Source organism: Rhodococcus sp. Z6_132 (assembly GCF_058133635.1).
Map to the genome: position 1 here is coordinate 1,161,405 of NZ_JBYUNP010000001.1, position 15,483 is coordinate 1,176,887.

The 15,483-nt window shown below is 70.9% G+C and carries 14 protein-coding genes and 3 tRNA genes; 13 read left to right on the top strand and 4 right to left on the bottom strand.

Annotation, left to right across the window (positions count from 1 at the left end):
* Positions 1 to 44: 44 nt before the first annotated feature.
* The 4 genes from AC3YO9_RS05380 (at position 45) to AC3YO9_RS05395 (ending at position 2,087) form a co-directional block, all read left to right on the top strand.
* Positions 45 to 539: a low molecular weight protein-tyrosine-phosphatase gene (locus AC3YO9_RS05380; protein WP_489982382.1), complete on the top strand. Its 495-nt coding sequence runs from the start codon at positions 45 to 47 to the stop codon at positions 537 to 539.
* A gap of 52 nt (positions 540 to 591) precedes the next feature.
* Positions 592 to 1,419, top strand: a complete 828-nt coding sequence (locus AC3YO9_RS05385) for a fructosamine kinase family protein (protein ID WP_489982383.1) — start codon at positions 592 to 594, stop codon at positions 1,417 to 1,419.
* Between the two features lie 109 nt (positions 1,420 to 1,528).
* A complete protein-coding gene (locus tag AC3YO9_RS05390; protein WP_489982582.1) occupies positions 1,529 to 1,969 on the top strand; it encodes a MarR family winged helix-turn-helix transcriptional regulator in 441 nt (146 codons plus the stop codon).
* A 30-nt stretch (positions 1,970 to 1,999) separates the two neighbouring features.
* Positions 2,000 to 2,087 (top strand) — tRNA-Ser (locus AC3YO9_RS05395).
* Between the two features lie 9 nt (positions 2,088 to 2,096).
* On the opposite strand, the gene AC3YO9_RS05400 is transcribed toward AC3YO9_RS05395, so the two are convergent.
* Entirely contained in the window at positions 2,097 to 2,786 is a 690-nt protein-coding gene (locus tag AC3YO9_RS05400; protein WP_489982384.1) for a YceI family protein, read from the bottom strand.
* A 205-nt stretch (positions 2,787 to 2,991) separates the two neighbouring features.
* On the opposite strand from AC3YO9_RS05400, the gene AC3YO9_RS05405 reads away from it, so the two are divergent.
* The 6 genes from AC3YO9_RS05405 (at position 2,992) to AC3YO9_RS05430 (ending at position 10,419) form a co-directional block, all read left to right on the top strand.
* Positions 2,992 to 3,849 (top strand): polyphosphate polymerase domain-containing protein, encoded by an 858-nt coding sequence (locus AC3YO9_RS05405; RefSeq protein ID WP_489982385.1) that lies wholly within the window; start codon positions 2,992 to 2,994, stop codon positions 3,847 to 3,849.
* Positions 3,846 to 4,523, top strand: a complete 678-nt coding sequence (locus AC3YO9_RS05410; protein ID WP_127781704.1) for a DUF4956 domain-containing protein — start codon at positions 3,846 to 3,848, stop codon at positions 4,521 to 4,523. The genes AC3YO9_RS05405 and AC3YO9_RS05410 overlap by 4 nt, the downstream gene beginning before the upstream one ends.
* On the top strand, positions 4,523 to 6,214 hold the full coding sequence (locus tag AC3YO9_RS05415) for a CotH kinase family protein (protein ID WP_489982386.1): 1,692 nt from the start codon (positions 4,523 to 4,525) through the stop codon (positions 6,212 to 6,214). Before AC3YO9_RS05410 ends, AC3YO9_RS05415 begins: the two co-directional genes overlap by 1 nt.
* Positions 6,215 to 6,334: 120 nt before the next feature.
* Positions 6,335 to 6,952: a DUF47 domain-containing protein gene (locus tag AC3YO9_RS05420; protein ID WP_489982387.1), complete on the top strand. Its 618-nt coding sequence runs from the start codon at positions 6,335 to 6,337 to the stop codon at positions 6,950 to 6,952.
* Between the two features lie 9 nt (positions 6,953 to 6,961).
* Positions 6,962 to 7,948 (top strand): inorganic phosphate transporter, encoded by a 987-nt coding sequence (locus AC3YO9_RS05425; RefSeq protein ID WP_489982388.1) that lies wholly within the window; start codon positions 6,962 to 6,964, stop codon positions 7,946 to 7,948.
* Positions 7,949 to 8,094: 146 nt separating this feature from the next.
* Positions 8,095 to 10,419: an arylsulfotransferase family protein gene (locus AC3YO9_RS05430; protein WP_489982389.1), complete on the top strand. Its 2,325-nt coding sequence runs from the start codon at positions 8,095 to 8,097 to the stop codon at positions 10,417 to 10,419.
* A 39-nt stretch (positions 10,420 to 10,458) separates the two neighbouring features.
* Here the strand turns inward: AC3YO9_RS05430 and hisC are convergent, their stop codons facing one another.
* Positions 10,459 to 11,505 (bottom strand): histidinol-phosphate transaminase, encoded by a 1,047-nt coding sequence (hisC, locus tag AC3YO9_RS05435; protein WP_127781709.1) that lies wholly within the window; start codon positions 11,503 to 11,505, stop codon positions 10,459 to 10,461.
* A 105-nt stretch (positions 11,506 to 11,610) separates the two neighbouring features.
* Here hisC and AC3YO9_RS05440 point away from each other — a divergent pair, with 105 nt between their 5' ends.
* From AC3YO9_RS05440 to AC3YO9_RS05450, 3 genes are all read left to right on the top strand, one after another.
* Complete coding sequence (locus AC3YO9_RS05440; RefSeq protein ID WP_489982390.1) at positions 11,611 to 12,306, top strand: dienelactone hydrolase family protein; 696 nt, start codon at positions 11,611 to 11,613, stop codon at positions 12,304 to 12,306.
* A 137-nt stretch (positions 12,307 to 12,443) separates the two neighbouring features.
* Positions 12,444 to 12,534: transfer RNA gene (locus AC3YO9_RS05445), tRNA-Ser, on the top strand.
* A 38-nt stretch (positions 12,535 to 12,572) separates the two neighbouring features.
* Positions 12,573 to 12,645: transfer RNA gene (locus AC3YO9_RS05450), tRNA-Arg, on the top strand.
* A gap of 69 nt (positions 12,646 to 12,714) precedes the next feature.
* Here AC3YO9_RS05450 and AC3YO9_RS05455 read toward each other — a convergent pair.
* On the bottom strand, positions 12,715 to 14,040 hold the full coding sequence (locus AC3YO9_RS05455; RefSeq protein ID WP_489982391.1) for an LCP family protein: 1,326 nt from the start codon (positions 14,038 to 14,040) through the stop codon (positions 12,715 to 12,717).
* Entirely contained in the window at positions 14,037 to 15,284 is a 1,248-nt protein-coding gene (locus tag AC3YO9_RS05460; RefSeq protein ID WP_241249495.1) for a glycosyltransferase family 2 protein, read from the bottom strand. Before AC3YO9_RS05460 ends, AC3YO9_RS05455 begins: the two co-directional genes overlap by 4 nt.
* Between the last annotated feature and the right edge of the window lie 199 nt (positions 15,285 to 15,483).

Here is a 15,483-nt window from a genome sequence, read left to right on the forward strand (position 1 = left end):
AGTGGCACGCCGAGTGCCGGTGTGTTCGGCGCTAGCCTCGGGTCATGCGGATCCTCTTCGTGTGCATGGGCAACATCTGCCGCTCTCCCACGGCGGAGGGTGTCATGCGGCACCTCCTCGCCGAGGAGGGCCTGCAGGACGTGATCGAGGTGGACAGCGCGGGCACCGGCGGCTGGCACGCCGGCAACCCGCCCGACCGCAGGGCCACCGCGGCGGCCGCGGCCCGCGGGATCACCCTGGCGGGCAAGGCGCGCCAGATCCGCACCGACGACTTCGAGTCCTTCGACCTGATCCTCGCCGCCGACCGAAACAACATGATCGACCTGCTGGCGCTGGCTCCGCCGGGAACCGACCACAAGATCCGGCTGCTCCGCGAGCTCGACCCGGCGTCGGAGGACGCGCCGGAAGGGGACAGGGCCTACCTGGACGTCCCCGATCCCTACTACGGCGGCGAGCACGGCTTCGAGCACGTGCTCGACCTGGTGGAGGCGGCCTGCCGCGGGCTGCTGACCGTGGTGCGCACGCACGAGGCCACGTGACGGTGGCGACGTGACGGCGGCGACGTGACGGCGGCGACGTGACGGCGGCGACGTGACGGGGCCGCTGGGCCGTCGGCTGAGCGAGGCGCTCGGCCGCGAGGTGCTGGACCTGCGTCCAGTGGCCGGCGGTGACCTCAACGAGGCGTACTCCGCCCGCCTGGCCGGCGGGGAGGAGGTCTTCGTCAAGACCCGGGCCGGGGCCGCGCCCGGCGAGTTCGCCACCGAGGCCGAGGGTCTGCGGTGGCTCGCCGCGGCGGGGGCCCTGCGGGTGGCCGAGGTGCTCGCGGTGGGTGAGGACTGGCTCGCGCTGCGCTGGATCGCGGTGGGTCGGCTCGACGCGGCCGGCCAGGAGGAGCTCGGGCGCGGCCTGGCGCAGCTGCACCTGGCGGGTGCGCCCGCCTTCGGCGGCACGCGGCCACTGCGGCTGGGCCCGCTCGAGCTGCCCAACGACCCGTCGCCGCACTGGCCGTCCTTCTACGCGGGGCGCCGGCTCCTCCCGCTGGCTGGGCGGGCAGGGCTGGACCGCGTGGTCGGCCGGGTCTGCGAGCGCATCGACGACCTCGTCGGCCCGGCAGAACCCCCGGCCCGGCTGCACGGCGACCTGTGGTCGGGCAACGTGCTGGCCGGCCAGGACGGGCGCCCGTGGCTGATCGATCCCGCCGCCTACGGCGGGCACCGCGAGGTGGACCTGGCCATGCTGGCGCTGTTCGGCACGCCTGCCCCCCGCACCCTGGCCGCCTACGACGAGGTGTGGCCGCGTGCGGCGGGCCACCAGAACCGCCTCGCCCTCTACCAGCTGTTCCCGCTGCTGGTGCACGCCGTGCTGTTCGGGGGCAGCTACGTGCGGGCGGCCGAGGCTGCGGCCCGGCGGTACGTGTGATGACCGCGGCGGCGCAGGGCCGTTCTAGTCTGGCTCCGTGAGCCACGCGAACGTCGAGAGCAGTGCCGCCGAACCCGCTGCTGAGCCGCGCTGGCTGGACAAGGACGAGATGCGGGCCTGGCGCGCGTTCATCCAGGGCAGCCAGCGCCTGCTGGAGGCGCTCAACCGCGAGCTGAGCGAGGCGCACGGGCTGACCCTGGCCGACTACCGCATCCTGGTGATCCTGTCCGAGACCGAGGGCAACTCAGTACGGATGAGCGACCTCGCCGACGGCATCGTGTCCTCTCGCAGCCGCCTCACCCACCAGGTTCGTCGGCTCGAGGAGGCCGGCCTGGTGCGGCGCGAGGAGTGTCCCGACGACCGTCGCGGAATCCTGGCCACCCTCACGGCCGAGGGCCGCCGCCAGCTGGAGGAGGCCGCCCCCACCCACCTGGCCGGCGTGCGCGCCCACCTCATCGACCAGCTCGACGCCGCCGAGCTGCGCACGATGGCCGAGGTGCTCGAGCGCGCCGACAGCGCCCTGGTGCGGGAGGCCCGCGGCCCGGAGTGAGCCGGTCGGGGTGCCTATATGCTCTGCGGCGGAAGCGTGGCAGAGCGGCCGAATGCACTCGCCTTGAAAGCGAGAGACCTGAGAGGGTCCGGGGGTTCAAATCCCTCCGCTTCCGCCACTCCTCCGCTCAGCGCTTGGCCAGGCTGACCAGGAAGTCGATGGTCCCCGTCGGGTCCACGCTGACGAAGCCCAGGTTGGGCGGCTGCACCCCGAAGTCGGTCCACGTCGCGGGCACGCTGCCGGAGGCGACGAGGGTGTCCCCGCTGCGCAGCACCTGCACCGGCACCGTGGCGTCCCGGGTGGTGCCCTTGATGGTGACCTGCACCGGCACGGACACCGTGGCGGCCGCCCCGTCGGCGGGCACGCCGCTGAGGGCGACGGGCGCGCGCACCGTGAGCGTCGCCGTCGGGTGGCTCGCCACGTCCATGATGTCGCGGCCGGTGAAGCGGCTGTCCCGCTGCGCGCTGTCGGTGCTGACGTCGGCCACCTGGATGGTGAACTGGGCGGTGGTCAGCGTGTCGTCGGTGATGCTCGCCTGGCCGGTGACCGACGTGGTGGTGCCCACGACGTTGACCGAGGCGCCGCGCAAGATCTCGTGCACGGTGTAGCCGGCCGCGGTCCGGTTGCGCTCGTCCCCGGCCACCACGGTCCACTGGCCGTCCAGGGCGGTGCTGGCGGCCTGGGCGCCCTCGGCGCTGACCGCGGCGGCCGGCGCGTCGTCGGTGGCGATGAAGGTGCCGTACACCCAGGGCGCGACGAAGTAGCCGACGAGCGCGACCACCACCACGGCAACGACTGACCATCCGACTCTGCGCATGCGCCCACCCTAGAGCGGCCAAGGCGAGGCTGACCTAAGCCGGCGTGGGCCGGCGTGCAGCGCGTTCACAGCCCGCCCCCAGGTTGGTCCCACCTGGTGCCCAGCCTCGCCCCCTCTACTGGTCCGGACGCAACGCGAACCGGAAAGAGAGACTCAAGTGCGATTACTCGGCCGATATCGCAAGCAGGCGGAGGTGGTCGACCAGGTGGCAGCCGATGTTGGCGCTGCTGCCAGCGGCTACCAGGCGACGGCGAGCAGGCTGCACGCCTTCAACCGCTACGAGATCAAGTACCTCGTGGACGAGCTCACGGTGCCGCGACTGCGCGCCGAGCTGGCGCAGCGGATGGACAGCGATCAGCACTCCCCGGTGGGCGGGTACCCCGTCACCTCGCTGTACTACGACACCGCGGACCTGCGCTTCTACTGGGAGAAGATCGAGGGCCTGAAGTTCCGCCGCAAGCTGCGGCTGCGTCTCTACGGCGACCCGGCCGACTGCACGGACGACACCAGCGTGCAGGTGGAGATCAAGCAGCGGGTCAACCGCGTCACCCAGAAGCGGCGCATGGCTGTGCCCTACGCCACGGCGCAGCGCTGGCTGCACGGTCGCGAGGAGCTGAGCTGCGGTCGCCGCGAGCAGCCGTTCGTCAACGAGGTCACCACGCTGGTCGGCAACCTGGACCTGCGCCCGGTGGTCACCACCGGCTACCTGCGCGAGGCGTTCGTGGGCACCGGGGCCGAGCTGGGCCTGCGGGTCACGCTCGACCACAAGGTGCACGGCCGCGACCGGGACTTCCACTTCGCCTCGGAGGCGGAGAACCGGTTCATCATCCCGCCAAAGCTGGCGATCCTGGAGATCAAGGCCAACGAGCGCATCCCGTACTGGGTGACCGACCTCACCGCCCGGCTGGACATGTCCGTGGTCCGGGTCTCCAAGTACTGCCAGAGCGTGCAGGCGTTCGCCTTGGCGCCGCGCTCCCTCGCGGGCGCCCCCGAGCTGGTGCTCCCGTCCGACGCCGTCAACCTCGGCCCCCACTCACTCACCGCAACGACAGGAACGGCATGAACTTCGACATCCAGGACCTCAGCGGCACGTTCACGGCGTTCGACATCGTCGTGTCGTTGGCGCTGTCGTTCGTGCTCTCGGCGATCATCGGCTGGGTCTACCGCTACACGCACAAGAACGTCTCCTACAGCCAGTCCTACGTGCAGACGCTGGTCATGATCGGCATGGTTGTCTCGCTGGTGATGCTGGTGGTCGGTTCCAACATCGCCAGGGCGTTCGCCCTCGTCGGTGCGCTGTCCGTGGTCCGCTTCCGCAACGCGGTGAAGGAGACCAGGGACGTCGGCTTCATCTTCTTGGTGATGGCCATCGGCATGACGACCGGCACGCGGTTCTACCTGCTGGCCATCTGCGCGACCGTGGCGATCTGCCTGGTGATGGTGCTGATGAACAAGTTCAGCTGGTTCAAGCTGGACGTGCAGCGCCAGGTGGTCAAGGTGCAGGTGCCGCCCGAGGGGGCCTACGCCGCGCTCGTCGAGGACATCCTGATCGAGCACTGCACCGAGCACGAGCTGGTCTCCACGGACTCGGTGCGGTCGGGGGCGCTCACCGAGCTGTACTTCACGGCGCAGCTGAAGAAGGGAGTCAAGCCCAGTGAGCTGGTCTCCGCGCTCACCGAGGTCAACTCAGGGCAGCGCGTCACGGTGCTGACCGGCTACGACCAGACGGACATCTGATGGTCGAGGGTGCGGAGGTGAACGAGGCGCCACCGAGGGCCCGGTGGCGTCACCGGCTCCCCACTCCGCTTCGCCGGCACTGGAGGGTCCTGGCCGTCTTCGTAGCCTTCGTGGTGGTGATGACCACGGTCTTCGGGGGTGCCCGGGTACGTCCGTACATCACCGGCGATCCCTCGGTGATCGCGTCGTCGATCACCGAGAACATCGCCGGGACGGTGGACCTGTTCGACTCATCGGCCAGCCACGAGGTGGCCGTGCAGATCAGCGACACCGAGTACCGAGAGATGATCGAGGCCTACCAGAAGGACGGGGACAAGGACTGGGCGAAGGCCGCCATCACGATCGACGGCACCCTGGTCAGCGACGTGGGCGTGCGGCTGAAGGGGAACTCCACCCTGATGGGTCTCGGCGGGCGCGGTCCAGGTGCTGCTGCGGATGGCCAAGGACCTCCCGGCATGCAGCCACCGGAAGGGATGCAGCCACCTGAAGGCATGGAGCCACCTGAAGGCATGCAGCCACCTGAAGGCATGGAGCCACCGGCGGGCATGCAGCCACCGGCGGGCATGCAGCTGCCGCAGGGCCCGGGGGGTGGGCAGCCTGGTGGCGGCATGGGGCTGCCCGGTGCGTCCGCGATCTCCAGCGATGATCCGACGTCGCTGCCCCTGCTGATCAGCTTCGACAAGTACGTGGAGGGTCGGGCCTACCAGGGCCTGACTGAGCTGTCGGTGCGCCCGGGCGCACCCGTCCTCAACGAGGCGATGGCCCTGTCCCTCACCGCGGCCACCGACCAGCCCACCCAGCGGTACGCGTACTCCGTCTACTCCATCAACGATGGCGCCACCACCACCCGGCTGCTGCTGGAACACCCGGACGAGCAGTACGCCAGCTCGCTGCTCGACGGAGACGGCTACCTCTACAAGGCCGACGCCTCGTCGAGGCTCGCCTACGTCGGGGACGACCAGGCGGACTACACCGGTCAGTTCACCCTGGTCAACGCCGAGGGCACCGGGGACGTCCAGCCGATCATCAGCTTTGTGAAGTGGCTGGACTCCGCCAGCGACGACGAGCTCGACCAGCACCTCGCCGACTGGGTGGACGTGGAGTCCCTCGCCCGCTACCTCGCCACCCAAAACCTGCTGGTCAACGCCGACGACATGGCGGGCGCCGGGCAGAACTACTACCTCTGGTACGACCTGACGACCAAGAAGCTCTCGGTCGTCTCCTGGGACCTCAACCTCGCCATGACCGGCGCCACCACCGCCGGGCCGAACGACACGATCAGCATGGGGGGCGAGGCCCAGGGAGGACCACAGCGCGGCGGTGCGCCGCAGCCAGCTGGTGCGGACCGGCCCCGTCCCGGTCTCGGTGAGCAGCCCGGCGTGGCCGGGCGGCCGGGAGCACCACCGGACGCCGCGAACCAGCCCGGGGCCGGCCGCAGCATCGGCGGCAACACCCTCAAGGCCCGCTATCTCGACTCCGAGGCGTTCCAGGGCACCTACCAGGCCGCGTACTGGACGTTGTTCGAGCGGTTCTACGGGGACGGGACTGCGCTGCGGACCCTCGACCAGGTCGCCGCCAGCGTCCCCACCAGCAGCGGGCTGACCAGGGAGACCCTGCAGGCGAGCGTCGAGACGATGCGAACCTGGATCCAGGCACGAACCGCCTTGCTCGCCGCGCTGCGCCCGCAGTGAGAGGCCCTGCGACGGGCGCCACAAAGGGGTGTCCGGTGCCGACCGACGCAGGGCGGTACGGCACCCTTGCGGGTGCCTTGGCCGCTTATCTCCCCAAGTCCGCTATTGGAGACTGTCACCGTGTTCTCCCGGTTCAAACCCAAGAACAACCTGTTCTACGACCTGTTCAGCTCGTGCGGGCACAACCTCGCCTCCGGCGGCAAGACGCTCAGCGAGCTGCTGCAGCCCAGCCCGGACTTCGTGACGGTGTCCGAGAAGATGGCCGAGCTCGAGCACGCCTGCGACGACATCACCCACGAGCTCTTCCGCACCCTGAACTCCAGCTTCGTCACCCCCTTCGACCGCTCCGACATCTACTCGCTCGGCTCGGCACTGGACGACGTGATGGACCACATGGAGGCGGCCACCCAGCTGATGACCCTCTACGGCATCACCGAGCTGACCGCGCACATGCGCCAGATGGTGGAGATCCTGGACAAGTGCGGGCAGGTCACCGCCGAGGCGCTGCCCCGGCTGCGCTCGCTGGACGGGCTGGACGGCTTCTGGATCGAGATCAACAACCTGGAGAACCGGGCGGACAGCACCTACCGCAGCCTGCTCGCCGACCTGTTCGGCGGCGACTACGACGCGCTGACGGTGATGAAGCTCAAGGACGTCGGGGACGAGCTCGAGGACGCCGCGGACGCGTTCGAGACGGTGGCCAACATCGTCGAGTCGATCGTCCTCAAGGAGTCGTGACCGGCGCACATGCTGATGCTGCTGCTGGTCATCGCCCTCGCGATGGCCTTCACCTTCACCAACGGCTTCCACGACTCCGCCAACGCCATCGCCACCTCGGTGTCTACCCGGGCGCTGACCATGCGCACCGCGCTGGCCATGGCCGCGGTCGGCAACCTGCTCGGCTCGTTCTTCGGCGCCAAGGTGGCCTCCACCGTGGGTGCCGGCATCATCAACATCGACGCCAGCGACCGGGCCCTGGTCATCGTGGCGTGCGCCCTGGTGGGTGCCATCGGCTGGAACATGGCCACCTGGTGGTTCGGCCTGCCGTCGTCGTCCTCGCACGCGCTGATCGGCGGCATGGTGGGCGCGGCGCTGGCCGGCAGCATGGAGGTGCTGTGGCACGGGGTCACCACCAAGGTGTTGGTGCCCATGGTGATCTCCCCGCTGGTGGGCTTCGTCGTCGGCTACGCGGTGATGATCGCGATCATGTGGATCTTCCGAAGCTCCTCGCCCTCGCGGACCAGCCGCGGGTTTCGCCACGCCCAGACGTGCTCGGCCGCTGCGATGGCGTTCGGCCACGGCATGCAGGACGCGGCGAAGACGATGGGCATCGTGGTGCTGGCGCTGGTGGTCTCCGGCCGCCAGGAGGGTCACGACATCCCGCTCTGGTGCTTCCTGGCCACCGCCGCCGTGCTCGCCGCCGGCACCGCCGTGGGTGGCACCCGGATCATGCGCACCCTGGGCCGCAAGGTGATCGAGCTCGACCCGCCGCACGGGTTCGCGGCCGAGATGACCGCGGCGTCGGTGCTCTACGTCGCCTCGGCGGGAATGGGTGCGCCGGTGTCCACGACGCACGTGATGTCCTCGGCGATCATGGGCGTGGGCACCACCAAGCGGCTCTCCGCGGTGCGCTGGGGCGTGGCGGGCAACATGCTCACCGCCTGGATCCTCACCTTCCCGGCAGCGGCGCTGCTGGCTGCGATCTGCTACTGGGTGGCCACCTTGGCGTTCTGAGTGAGCCGGTGGTCTCGAGAGCTCATTCACCTCAGTAAAGGTTTTGTGACACTCGGTCAGATCGTCAGCGCACTGCGTTGACTTTGGTCTACCTTGACCTCCAATGACACGAACATCCACAGGGGACGGTCTTGGGGGGAAAAGGTATGCGCCGCAGAAGGATCAAGCTCACGGGGATCACCCGCAGCCGGGCTGTCGGGACGACGACGGCGGTGGTGCTGGCGGCGAGCCTGTTCCCCGTCCTGGTGCCGGCCGCGGCGTCGGCCGCACCCAGCGAGACCCGGGCCGCCACCGCGTTTCCCGCGCCGGGTGACGCCCACGCCGCTGCCGGCGCCGACATCACCGTCCGGGGCGTCGATCCCGCCGCGGTCGCCAGCGTCACCGTCACCGGCTCGGTCAGCGGTGAGCACCCCGGCGTGCTCACCCGGCTGAGCGCCGCCGAGGGCGTGACCTTCAACCCGGCGGAGGACTTCGTGCCGGGGGAGCAGGTGAGCATCCGCGCAGCGGGCATCTCCTTCGCCGACACCGGCAGCTCGGAGTACACCTTCACCGTGGCTCGTCCCGGCGCGGCCATCGACCCCGCCGCCCTCGTCGCCGGCACCGACGTCGCAGCGGCCGCCGCAGCTCCCACGCCCTGCCAAGCCGCGCCGCGCCAGTACGTCACCCAGCCCGACCTGGGCGTCGTGCCCGGCGCGTGCGCCTCCGGCCCGGACGCCGACGCCAGTGGCGACAAGATCTTCACCTCGATGGCCCCGGGCCCGGGCATCTACGACCGCACCGGTGAGCTGGTCTGGCACGCCAAGGCCGGCGGCAACATCTTCGGCACCGTCAAGCCGGTCACCTACCGCGGTGAGAACCTGCTGGCCTACTACAGCGGAAACAGCTCCGCGGTGCCCGGCAGCGGCCAGGGTGAGTACGTGCTGGTCGACCAGAGCTACCAGCGGGTGCACACGGTGCGCGCCGCGGACGGCTACCAGGCCGACCTGCACGAGGTCGAGATCACGCCGCAGGGCACCGCGCTGGTGGGCATCTACGCCTCGGTGTGGACGCCGCTGGGCGACATCATCGACTTCGTGGTGCAGGAGGTGGAGGTCGACACCGGCAAGAAGCTCTTCGAGTGGCACGCCCTGGACCACGTCGACATCGCCGACTCCTACTTCCCCCGCGCGCTCTTTCTGCCCTGGGACTACATCCACGGCAACTCCGTGCAGCAGACCGCCGACGGCAACCTCCTGGTCTCCGCCCGGCACACCTGGGCCTCCTACAAGATCAGCCGCAGCACCGGTGACCTCATCTGGACCCACGGTGGCAAGCGGAGCAGCTTCGGGCCAATGACTGCCGGGCCGGGTGTGGCCGCGTCCGAGGCGCACGAGTACTGCTGGCAGCACGACGTGCAGGAGGTCGCCCCCAACACCTACACCGTGCTGGACAACGCCTCCGCGCTCGGGATCCCGCAGCGCTGCGGCAACGGGGAGACGCGCGGCCTGCAGTTCACCCTCACCGACCCGGTCGCCGGTGCCCCGGGCACGTCGGTGATCACCGACGTCTACCGGCCCTCGCCCGGAGCGGCCGCCGGCTTCGCCGCCAACATGCAGACCCTGCCCGACGGCAGCCGGCTGCTGGGCCTGGGCGGCGTCCCGCGGGCCACCCTGCTCGACGCTGACGGCACCCCGACCCTGGAGATGGGCTTCACCGAGGCCGGATACCGCGCCTACAGCGCCCCGTGGAAGGGCGCGCCGACCGGCGGACCCAGCGCAGTGGTGAGCGGCGACCGCAGCACCGTGCACGTCAGCTGGAACGGCGCCACCGAGGTGCGCTCCTACCAGGTGCTCGCCGGTGCCGACGCCACCAGCCTGGAGCCGATCGGCGCCCGCCAGCCGCGCACCGGGTTCGAGACCGCGCTCACCCTCCCTGCGTCGGCAGGCCCGGTGGTGCGGGTGCAGGCGCTGGACGAGCGCGGCACGGTGCTGGGCACCAGTGGCACCCCGGTGTCCGGCAGCACCACCCTGGCGGCGCTGCAGGCCACGGCGCCGGTGGGCGCGGGCACGCTCAGCGCCTCCCCCAGCGGCGACAGCCTGCAGCTGCCGCCGGTGACGGCGGACTTCTCGCTGCTGTTCGGTCTGGTTCCGGCCCGCACCACGCTGTCGCTGCGTCCCACCACCAACGCCCAGGGCACGGCGATCCCGGTGCAGGCCAGCTACTCCGAGACCGGCAGCACGCTGAGCTTCCAGGCCCGCCTGCACCTGGAGGACCTGTCGTTCTTCGGGTACTCCGTGCAGCCGCTGATCGGCAGCACCTGCGAGACCACGGCCCCGGTCACGGTGACGCTCACCTCCAGCGGTGACGCCCGCCTGGGTTCGGAGCTCACCGGCTCCTACGCCATCCCCTCCTTCGCGGGCTGCGGGCTGGCGGACGGGTTGGTGTCGTCCATCTCGGTGCCCGACAACACGCTGCGGCTCACCCTCAGCTGAGCCGGGCAGCGGTGCTCGCGTGCCGCTGAGGGACTGCCCTCAGCGGCACGCGATCGTCAGGAACGCGTCGTTCTCCGCCGGGGTGCCGATGCTCACCCGCACGCCCTCACCGGCGAAGGCCCGCACCAGCACGCCATCGGCCGCGCACTTCTCCGCGAAGGCGGTGGAGTCCTCGCCCAGGGGCAGCCACACGAAGTTCGCCTCGGTGGGGGGCACGGAGTACCCGGCCGCCAGCAGCGCCGCTCGCACTCGCACCCGCTCGGTGGCCACCTGCTCGCAGCGCTGCGCCAGCTCGTCGGCAGCCTCCAGCGAGGCGATGGCGGCCACCTGGGCGATCGCGCTGACCGCGAAGGGCACTGCCACCTTGCGCACGCCCGCGGCGACCTCGGGGGAGGCGTAGCAGTAGCCCACCCGCAGCCCGGCCAGGCCGAAGGCCTTGGAGAAGGTGCGCATCACCACCACGTTGGGCCGGTCGGTGGCCACCTGCACGCCGTCGGCGACGTCGGCGTCCCGCACGAAGTCGAGGTAGGCCTCGTCCAGCACCACCAGCACGTGCGGCGGCACCGCGTCCAGGAAGCGGTGCAGCTCCGCGGTGTGGATGACCGTGCCGGTGGGGTTGTTCGGGCTGCACAGGAACACCAGCCGCGTCCGGTCGGTGATGGCGGCGAGCATGCCGTCGAGGTCGTGGCGGAAGTCCTCGGTCAGCGGTACGGGAACCGGTGCCGCGCCCACCACCCGCACGATGATCGGGTACGCCTCGAAGGAGCGCCAGGGGAAGACCACCTCGTCGCCGTCGTGGCAGGTGGCCTGCACCAGCTGGGTGAACAGGCTCGAGGAGCCACAGCCCACCGCCAGGCGCTCTGCCGGCACGTCCAGGTGGGCGGCCAGTGCCTGCACCAGCGCGTGGGAGGTCATGTCCGGGTAGCGGTTGGCGTGCTGGGCGGCGTCGGTGATCGCGGCCAGCACGCTGGGCAGCGGGCCGCCCGGAACTTCGTTGCTGGACAGCTTGATCGCCCCGGCCTCCGCCCGCCCCGGCACGTAGGCGGGCACGGCGTCGAGGTCGGTGCGGACGTGGGATGCAGGCACCCACCCAGGGTAGGGCCCGGCGGGCACTCCACCGGCCGCGACCCTGGCCAGGCCGAGGCCACGCGTGCTATGGCCGTGGAGTGTGTGCGGTGGGACACTGGCCGCATGTCGGGATCACACGTAGAGGTCGCCGCGCTGGACGGGGCGACGCCGGACTTTGCCAGGGGCCCGGGCGGCCAGCGCGTGCCGCTGACCGTCCAGGAGCCCGACACCGTGGCGCGGGGCGGCATCGTGGTGCTGCAGGGCGCCCACGAGGGCGCCGAGGCCGTGCAGCACCTGCAGGAGGCTCTGGCGGGGGAGGGCTGGGTGGCGGTCGCGCCACACCTGTACCACCGCCACCAGGGTGGGGGTGGCAGTGCCGACGAGCTGGACGCGGAGATGGTGCTGGAGGACTGCGATGCCACCTTCTCCTGGCTCGCCGCCCGTGGCATCGACGCTGACCGGACCGGGGTGATGGGCTTCGACCTCGGCGGCTCGGTGGCGCTGATGGTGGCCTCCAGCCGGCAGATCGGTGCTGCGGTGACCGTGGCCGGCGCTGGGATCGACCAGCCACTGTCCCGCGGGCTGCCCACGCTGCTGGACCTCGCGCCGTCGCTGGCCTGCCCGTGGCTCGGCCTGTACGGCCAGGACGAGGGCATCACCGTCGAGCAGGTGGAGGCGCTGCGAGACGCGGCCGCCACCTCGCTGGTGGCCACCAACCTGGTCACCTACGACGGGGCGGGCCACCGGTTCGACTCTGCCGACGCCGACTCCGAGGCGCTGCAGCGGGTGTTCGACTGGTTCGACAGCCACCTGCGCTGAGCGAGGCGCCTCGGCTGCCGCCCCGGGCAAGCCCTTCACCTGGGCTTCCGGTGGGGAGCAGGGGGGCGTTTTGCCCTGCGGCCATGCGCCTGTGTAACCTTCTCTTCCGGTGGCCGCAGGGTTCGCTCTACGCCTCGGGAGGCTTCGCCTAGTCTGGTCTATGGCGCCGCACTGCTAATGCGGTTTGGGGCTTCAACCCCATCCCGGGTTCGAATCCCGGAGCCTCCGCTGGGTCGGTCGCAAGACCGGCACAACTGAATGAACACGCGCTCGTAGCTCAACGGATAGAGCATCTGACTACGGATCAGAAGGTTAGGGGTTCGAATCCCTTCGAGCGCACGTTGGTTGAGACAACGCAGAACGGGACCGTCACGCACGTGGCGGTCCCGTTCTGCGTCTGCGTGCTGGTCATCGCCGCGGCGCTGAGTCGGGAACCTCGGGACTAGCGGCGTAGGCCTGCGCAGGGGTGCCGAGGTGGGTCGAGCGACCCCGCGCGACGGGTATGCAACCCGGCTCGGCGGGTTGTGCCGGCGCTGCCCTCGGGGTGGGGGCGAGCAGCACGGGCTGAGCCGGGCTCGGCGCGGCCGGTGGTACCTCAGCAGGAGCGGGAACCCCGGGTGGTGTCGCCTGCGGCGGGGTGAGCGGTTGCGGGGTGCCGTTGCGAAGCCGGTCGAAGTACGCCGCAGCCTCGGGTGCCGGGTCCACCGTGTTCGCCCCGCCTGCGCTGGGCACGGTGGGCATGGTGGTGAAGGTCAGCTGCGCTGGCGGCACCTGGCGCAGGATGTTGGCGAGGTCCAGCAGGGCGGGGACCGAGGCGAGGTCGTCGTCGACGGTCACGGCCTTGGTGGCGGCGTTGACCAGGGAGAGCACCTTCCCGGGGTTGGCGAGGGTGCCGGCGCTGGTGAGCTTGGTGACCATCGAGGCGAGGAACGCCTGCTGGGCCTGCTGGCGGCCGAGGTCGCTGCCGTTGCCGAAGCCGTGGCGGGTGCGCAGGAACTGCAGCGCGGGCACTCCGACGAGCGAGTGCCTGCCCGCGGCGAGCTTGAGCCCGGAGTACGGGTCGTAGACGTCGCCGTCCACACACACGTCGACGCCGCCCAGGGCGTTGGACAGCGACACCACCCCCCGGAAGTCGACGAGCACGAAGTGGTCGATCCGCATGCCCGTGAGCTGGCTGGCCGCGGCGACGGTGCAGCTGGGGGCGGCCTGCAGGGTGTTGCCGATGCGGCCGGTGCGGGCATCCCGGACCCGTCCGTAGCGGTCCTTGCAGCGGGGCACGTCGACGATGGTGTCCCGGGGGATGCTGGTGACGGTCGCGCTCGTGCGGTCGGGGGTCACGTGGACGAGCAGCTGCACGTCGGCGTTGGCGCCGCCCCGGTCACCCCCCGCCGCGCAGCTTCCGCCCAGCGCGCAGTCGTCGGCGGTGGACCGGCTGTCCGAGCCGATGACCAGGATGTTCAGCGGGGTCCGGCCCTGCGCGTCCTCCGGGTGGTCGGGCTGGGCGGACAGGCCGTCGGTGAGCGGGGAGTGGGCGATGGTGTCGGTCAGCCGGTCGTAGAGGAACGCGCCACCCCCGGCGACCACTGCCACGACCAGGGTGAACGTCAGCCCCGCGGTGGCCCAGGGCGAGCCCCTCCGCCGGGGCCGCGGAGCGCCGTGGACTACGGGGCTGCCGACCGGGCGGGGCGGTCCGGGGAAGCGCCGCAGCAGCGGGTAGCGGCCCGAAGCGGTCACCGCGTGCCCCACTTGGAGTTGCGGATGGTCAGGATCGCGTAGGGCATCTGCCAGACGAAGACGGAGGCGTAGAGCAGCGAGAACAGGATGCTGTACGCCCAGATGCGCTCGGGGCGGTGCACGCGGAAGTAGAGGCCGTACATCAGCGCCATCACCACCACGCCACCGAGGAACCACACCGGGGCGACCGGGTCGAGGGCGAACAGGTGCCACACGACGCGGGCCACGACCAGCGGTCCCAGCAGCGGCAGCACGAAGCCGAGGAGGAACGACACCGACATGATCGGGTTCTTCCGCCACATGAACCGGCACGCCCGCAGCGACTCCCGCGTCCAGCTCTTCTTCCACCGCAGCTGCTGGCGCAGGAACGTCTTGATGTCGTCGGGCACGTTGGTGTGGGCGTAGGCGTCGGGCGCGTAGAGCACCTTCCACTTCTGCAGCATCAGGTTGGTCAGGCTGCGGTCGTCCCCGAACGTGGCCGGCTCGCCGAGGAACGTCTGGTTGCGCCACTCCTCGAGCACCGGGTCGACGGCGGTGCGCCGGTAGGCCGAGAAGCACCCCGAGCAGCAGGTGACGGAGCCGAACAGCGCCTCCGCAGACTTGTGCACCCGGAAGGCCACGAAGTAGCGGACCGCCTGCATGCGGGTGAGCACGTTGGTGTTGCGGTTGAGGACGTCGGTGTGACCGGTGACCGCCCCGACCGACTCGTCGGCGAAGTAGCGCATCATCGTGGCGACCGACTCGGGCTCGAGCCGGGAGTCGGAGTCGATGAACACCAAGACCTCGGCCTCGCCGGCGAAGTCGATCCCGGTGGCCATGGCGTGCCGCTTTCCGCGGTTCTCCGGCTGCGGCACGACGACCAGGCTCTCGCGGGTGCGCTGCAGCTCGCGCACGCGGGCCAGCGTGTCGTCGGTGGAGCAGTCGTCGACCACGACCACGCGCAGCAGGTGGGCGGGGTAGTCGACGTCGAGGCACGCGGTCACGGTGGCCGCGATCTCGTCCTGCTCGTTGTAGGCCGGCACGATCAGCGCCACCGAGGGCAGGCCGGTGGGCGAGAGCTGGGGGGGCTGAGGCACGTAGCACCAGGCGAGGGCGTACCTGGAAAGGATGTAGCCGGAGGTGACCAGCCCGTAGGCCAGCAGGACGGGCTCCTCCCGCAGCACCTCGACGGAGACGATCTTCACGGCCACCACGATCGCCACCAGCACCGCGATCGCCAGGTAGAGGGCGCGCCGCTCGGCCACCACGCTCCGCGGCGCACGGTGCGCGCCCCTGCCGCGTGTGGTCAGCGCCTGTCCCGTCCGGGCCGTCGCTACCGCCGCCGTCACGTCCGGGGCGACGAGGTTCGGGTCAGGGTGGCGGGCGGCCGACCGCGGGCGGCGGGGGGGACTCAGGCCGGCGTGGCGGTGCTTGCCGCGGACCCCGTCGTGGAGAGTCAACGAC

What these genes read in the sequence shown, in the direction of transcription:
- AC3YO9_RS05390 (WP_489982582.1), top strand. Translation starts at nt 1,529, where the DNA reads ATGCGGGCCTGGCGCGCGTTCATCCAGGGCAGCCAGCGCCTGCTGGAG.
- AC3YO9_RS05410 (WP_127781704.1), top strand. Translation starts at nt 3,846, where the DNA reads ATGAACTTCGACATCCAGGACCTCAGCGGCACGTTCACGGCGTTCGAC.
- AC3YO9_RS05400 (WP_489982384.1), bottom strand. Translation starts at nt 2,786, where the DNA reads ATGCGCAGAGTCGGATGGTCAGTCGTTGCCGTGGTGGTGGTCGCGCTC.
- AC3YO9_RS05440 (WP_489982390.1), top strand. Translation starts at nt 11,611, where the DNA reads ATGTCGGGATCACACGTAGAGGTCGCCGCGCTGGACGGGGCGACGCCG.
- AC3YO9_RS05415 (WP_489982386.1), top strand. Translation starts at nt 4,523, where the DNA reads ATGGTCGAGGGTGCGGAGGTGAACGAGGCGCCACCGAGGGCCCGGTGG.
- AC3YO9_RS05430 (WP_489982389.1), top strand. Translation starts at nt 8,095, where the DNA reads ATGCGCCGCAGAAGGATCAAGCTCACGGGGATCACCCGCAGCCGGGCT.
- AC3YO9_RS05380 (WP_489982382.1), top strand. Translation starts at nt 45, where the DNA reads ATGCGGATCCTCTTCGTGTGCATGGGCAACATCTGCCGCTCTCCCACG.
- AC3YO9_RS05425 (WP_489982388.1), top strand. Translation starts at nt 6,962, where the DNA reads ATGCTGATGCTGCTGCTGGTCATCGCCCTCGCGATGGCCTTCACCTTC.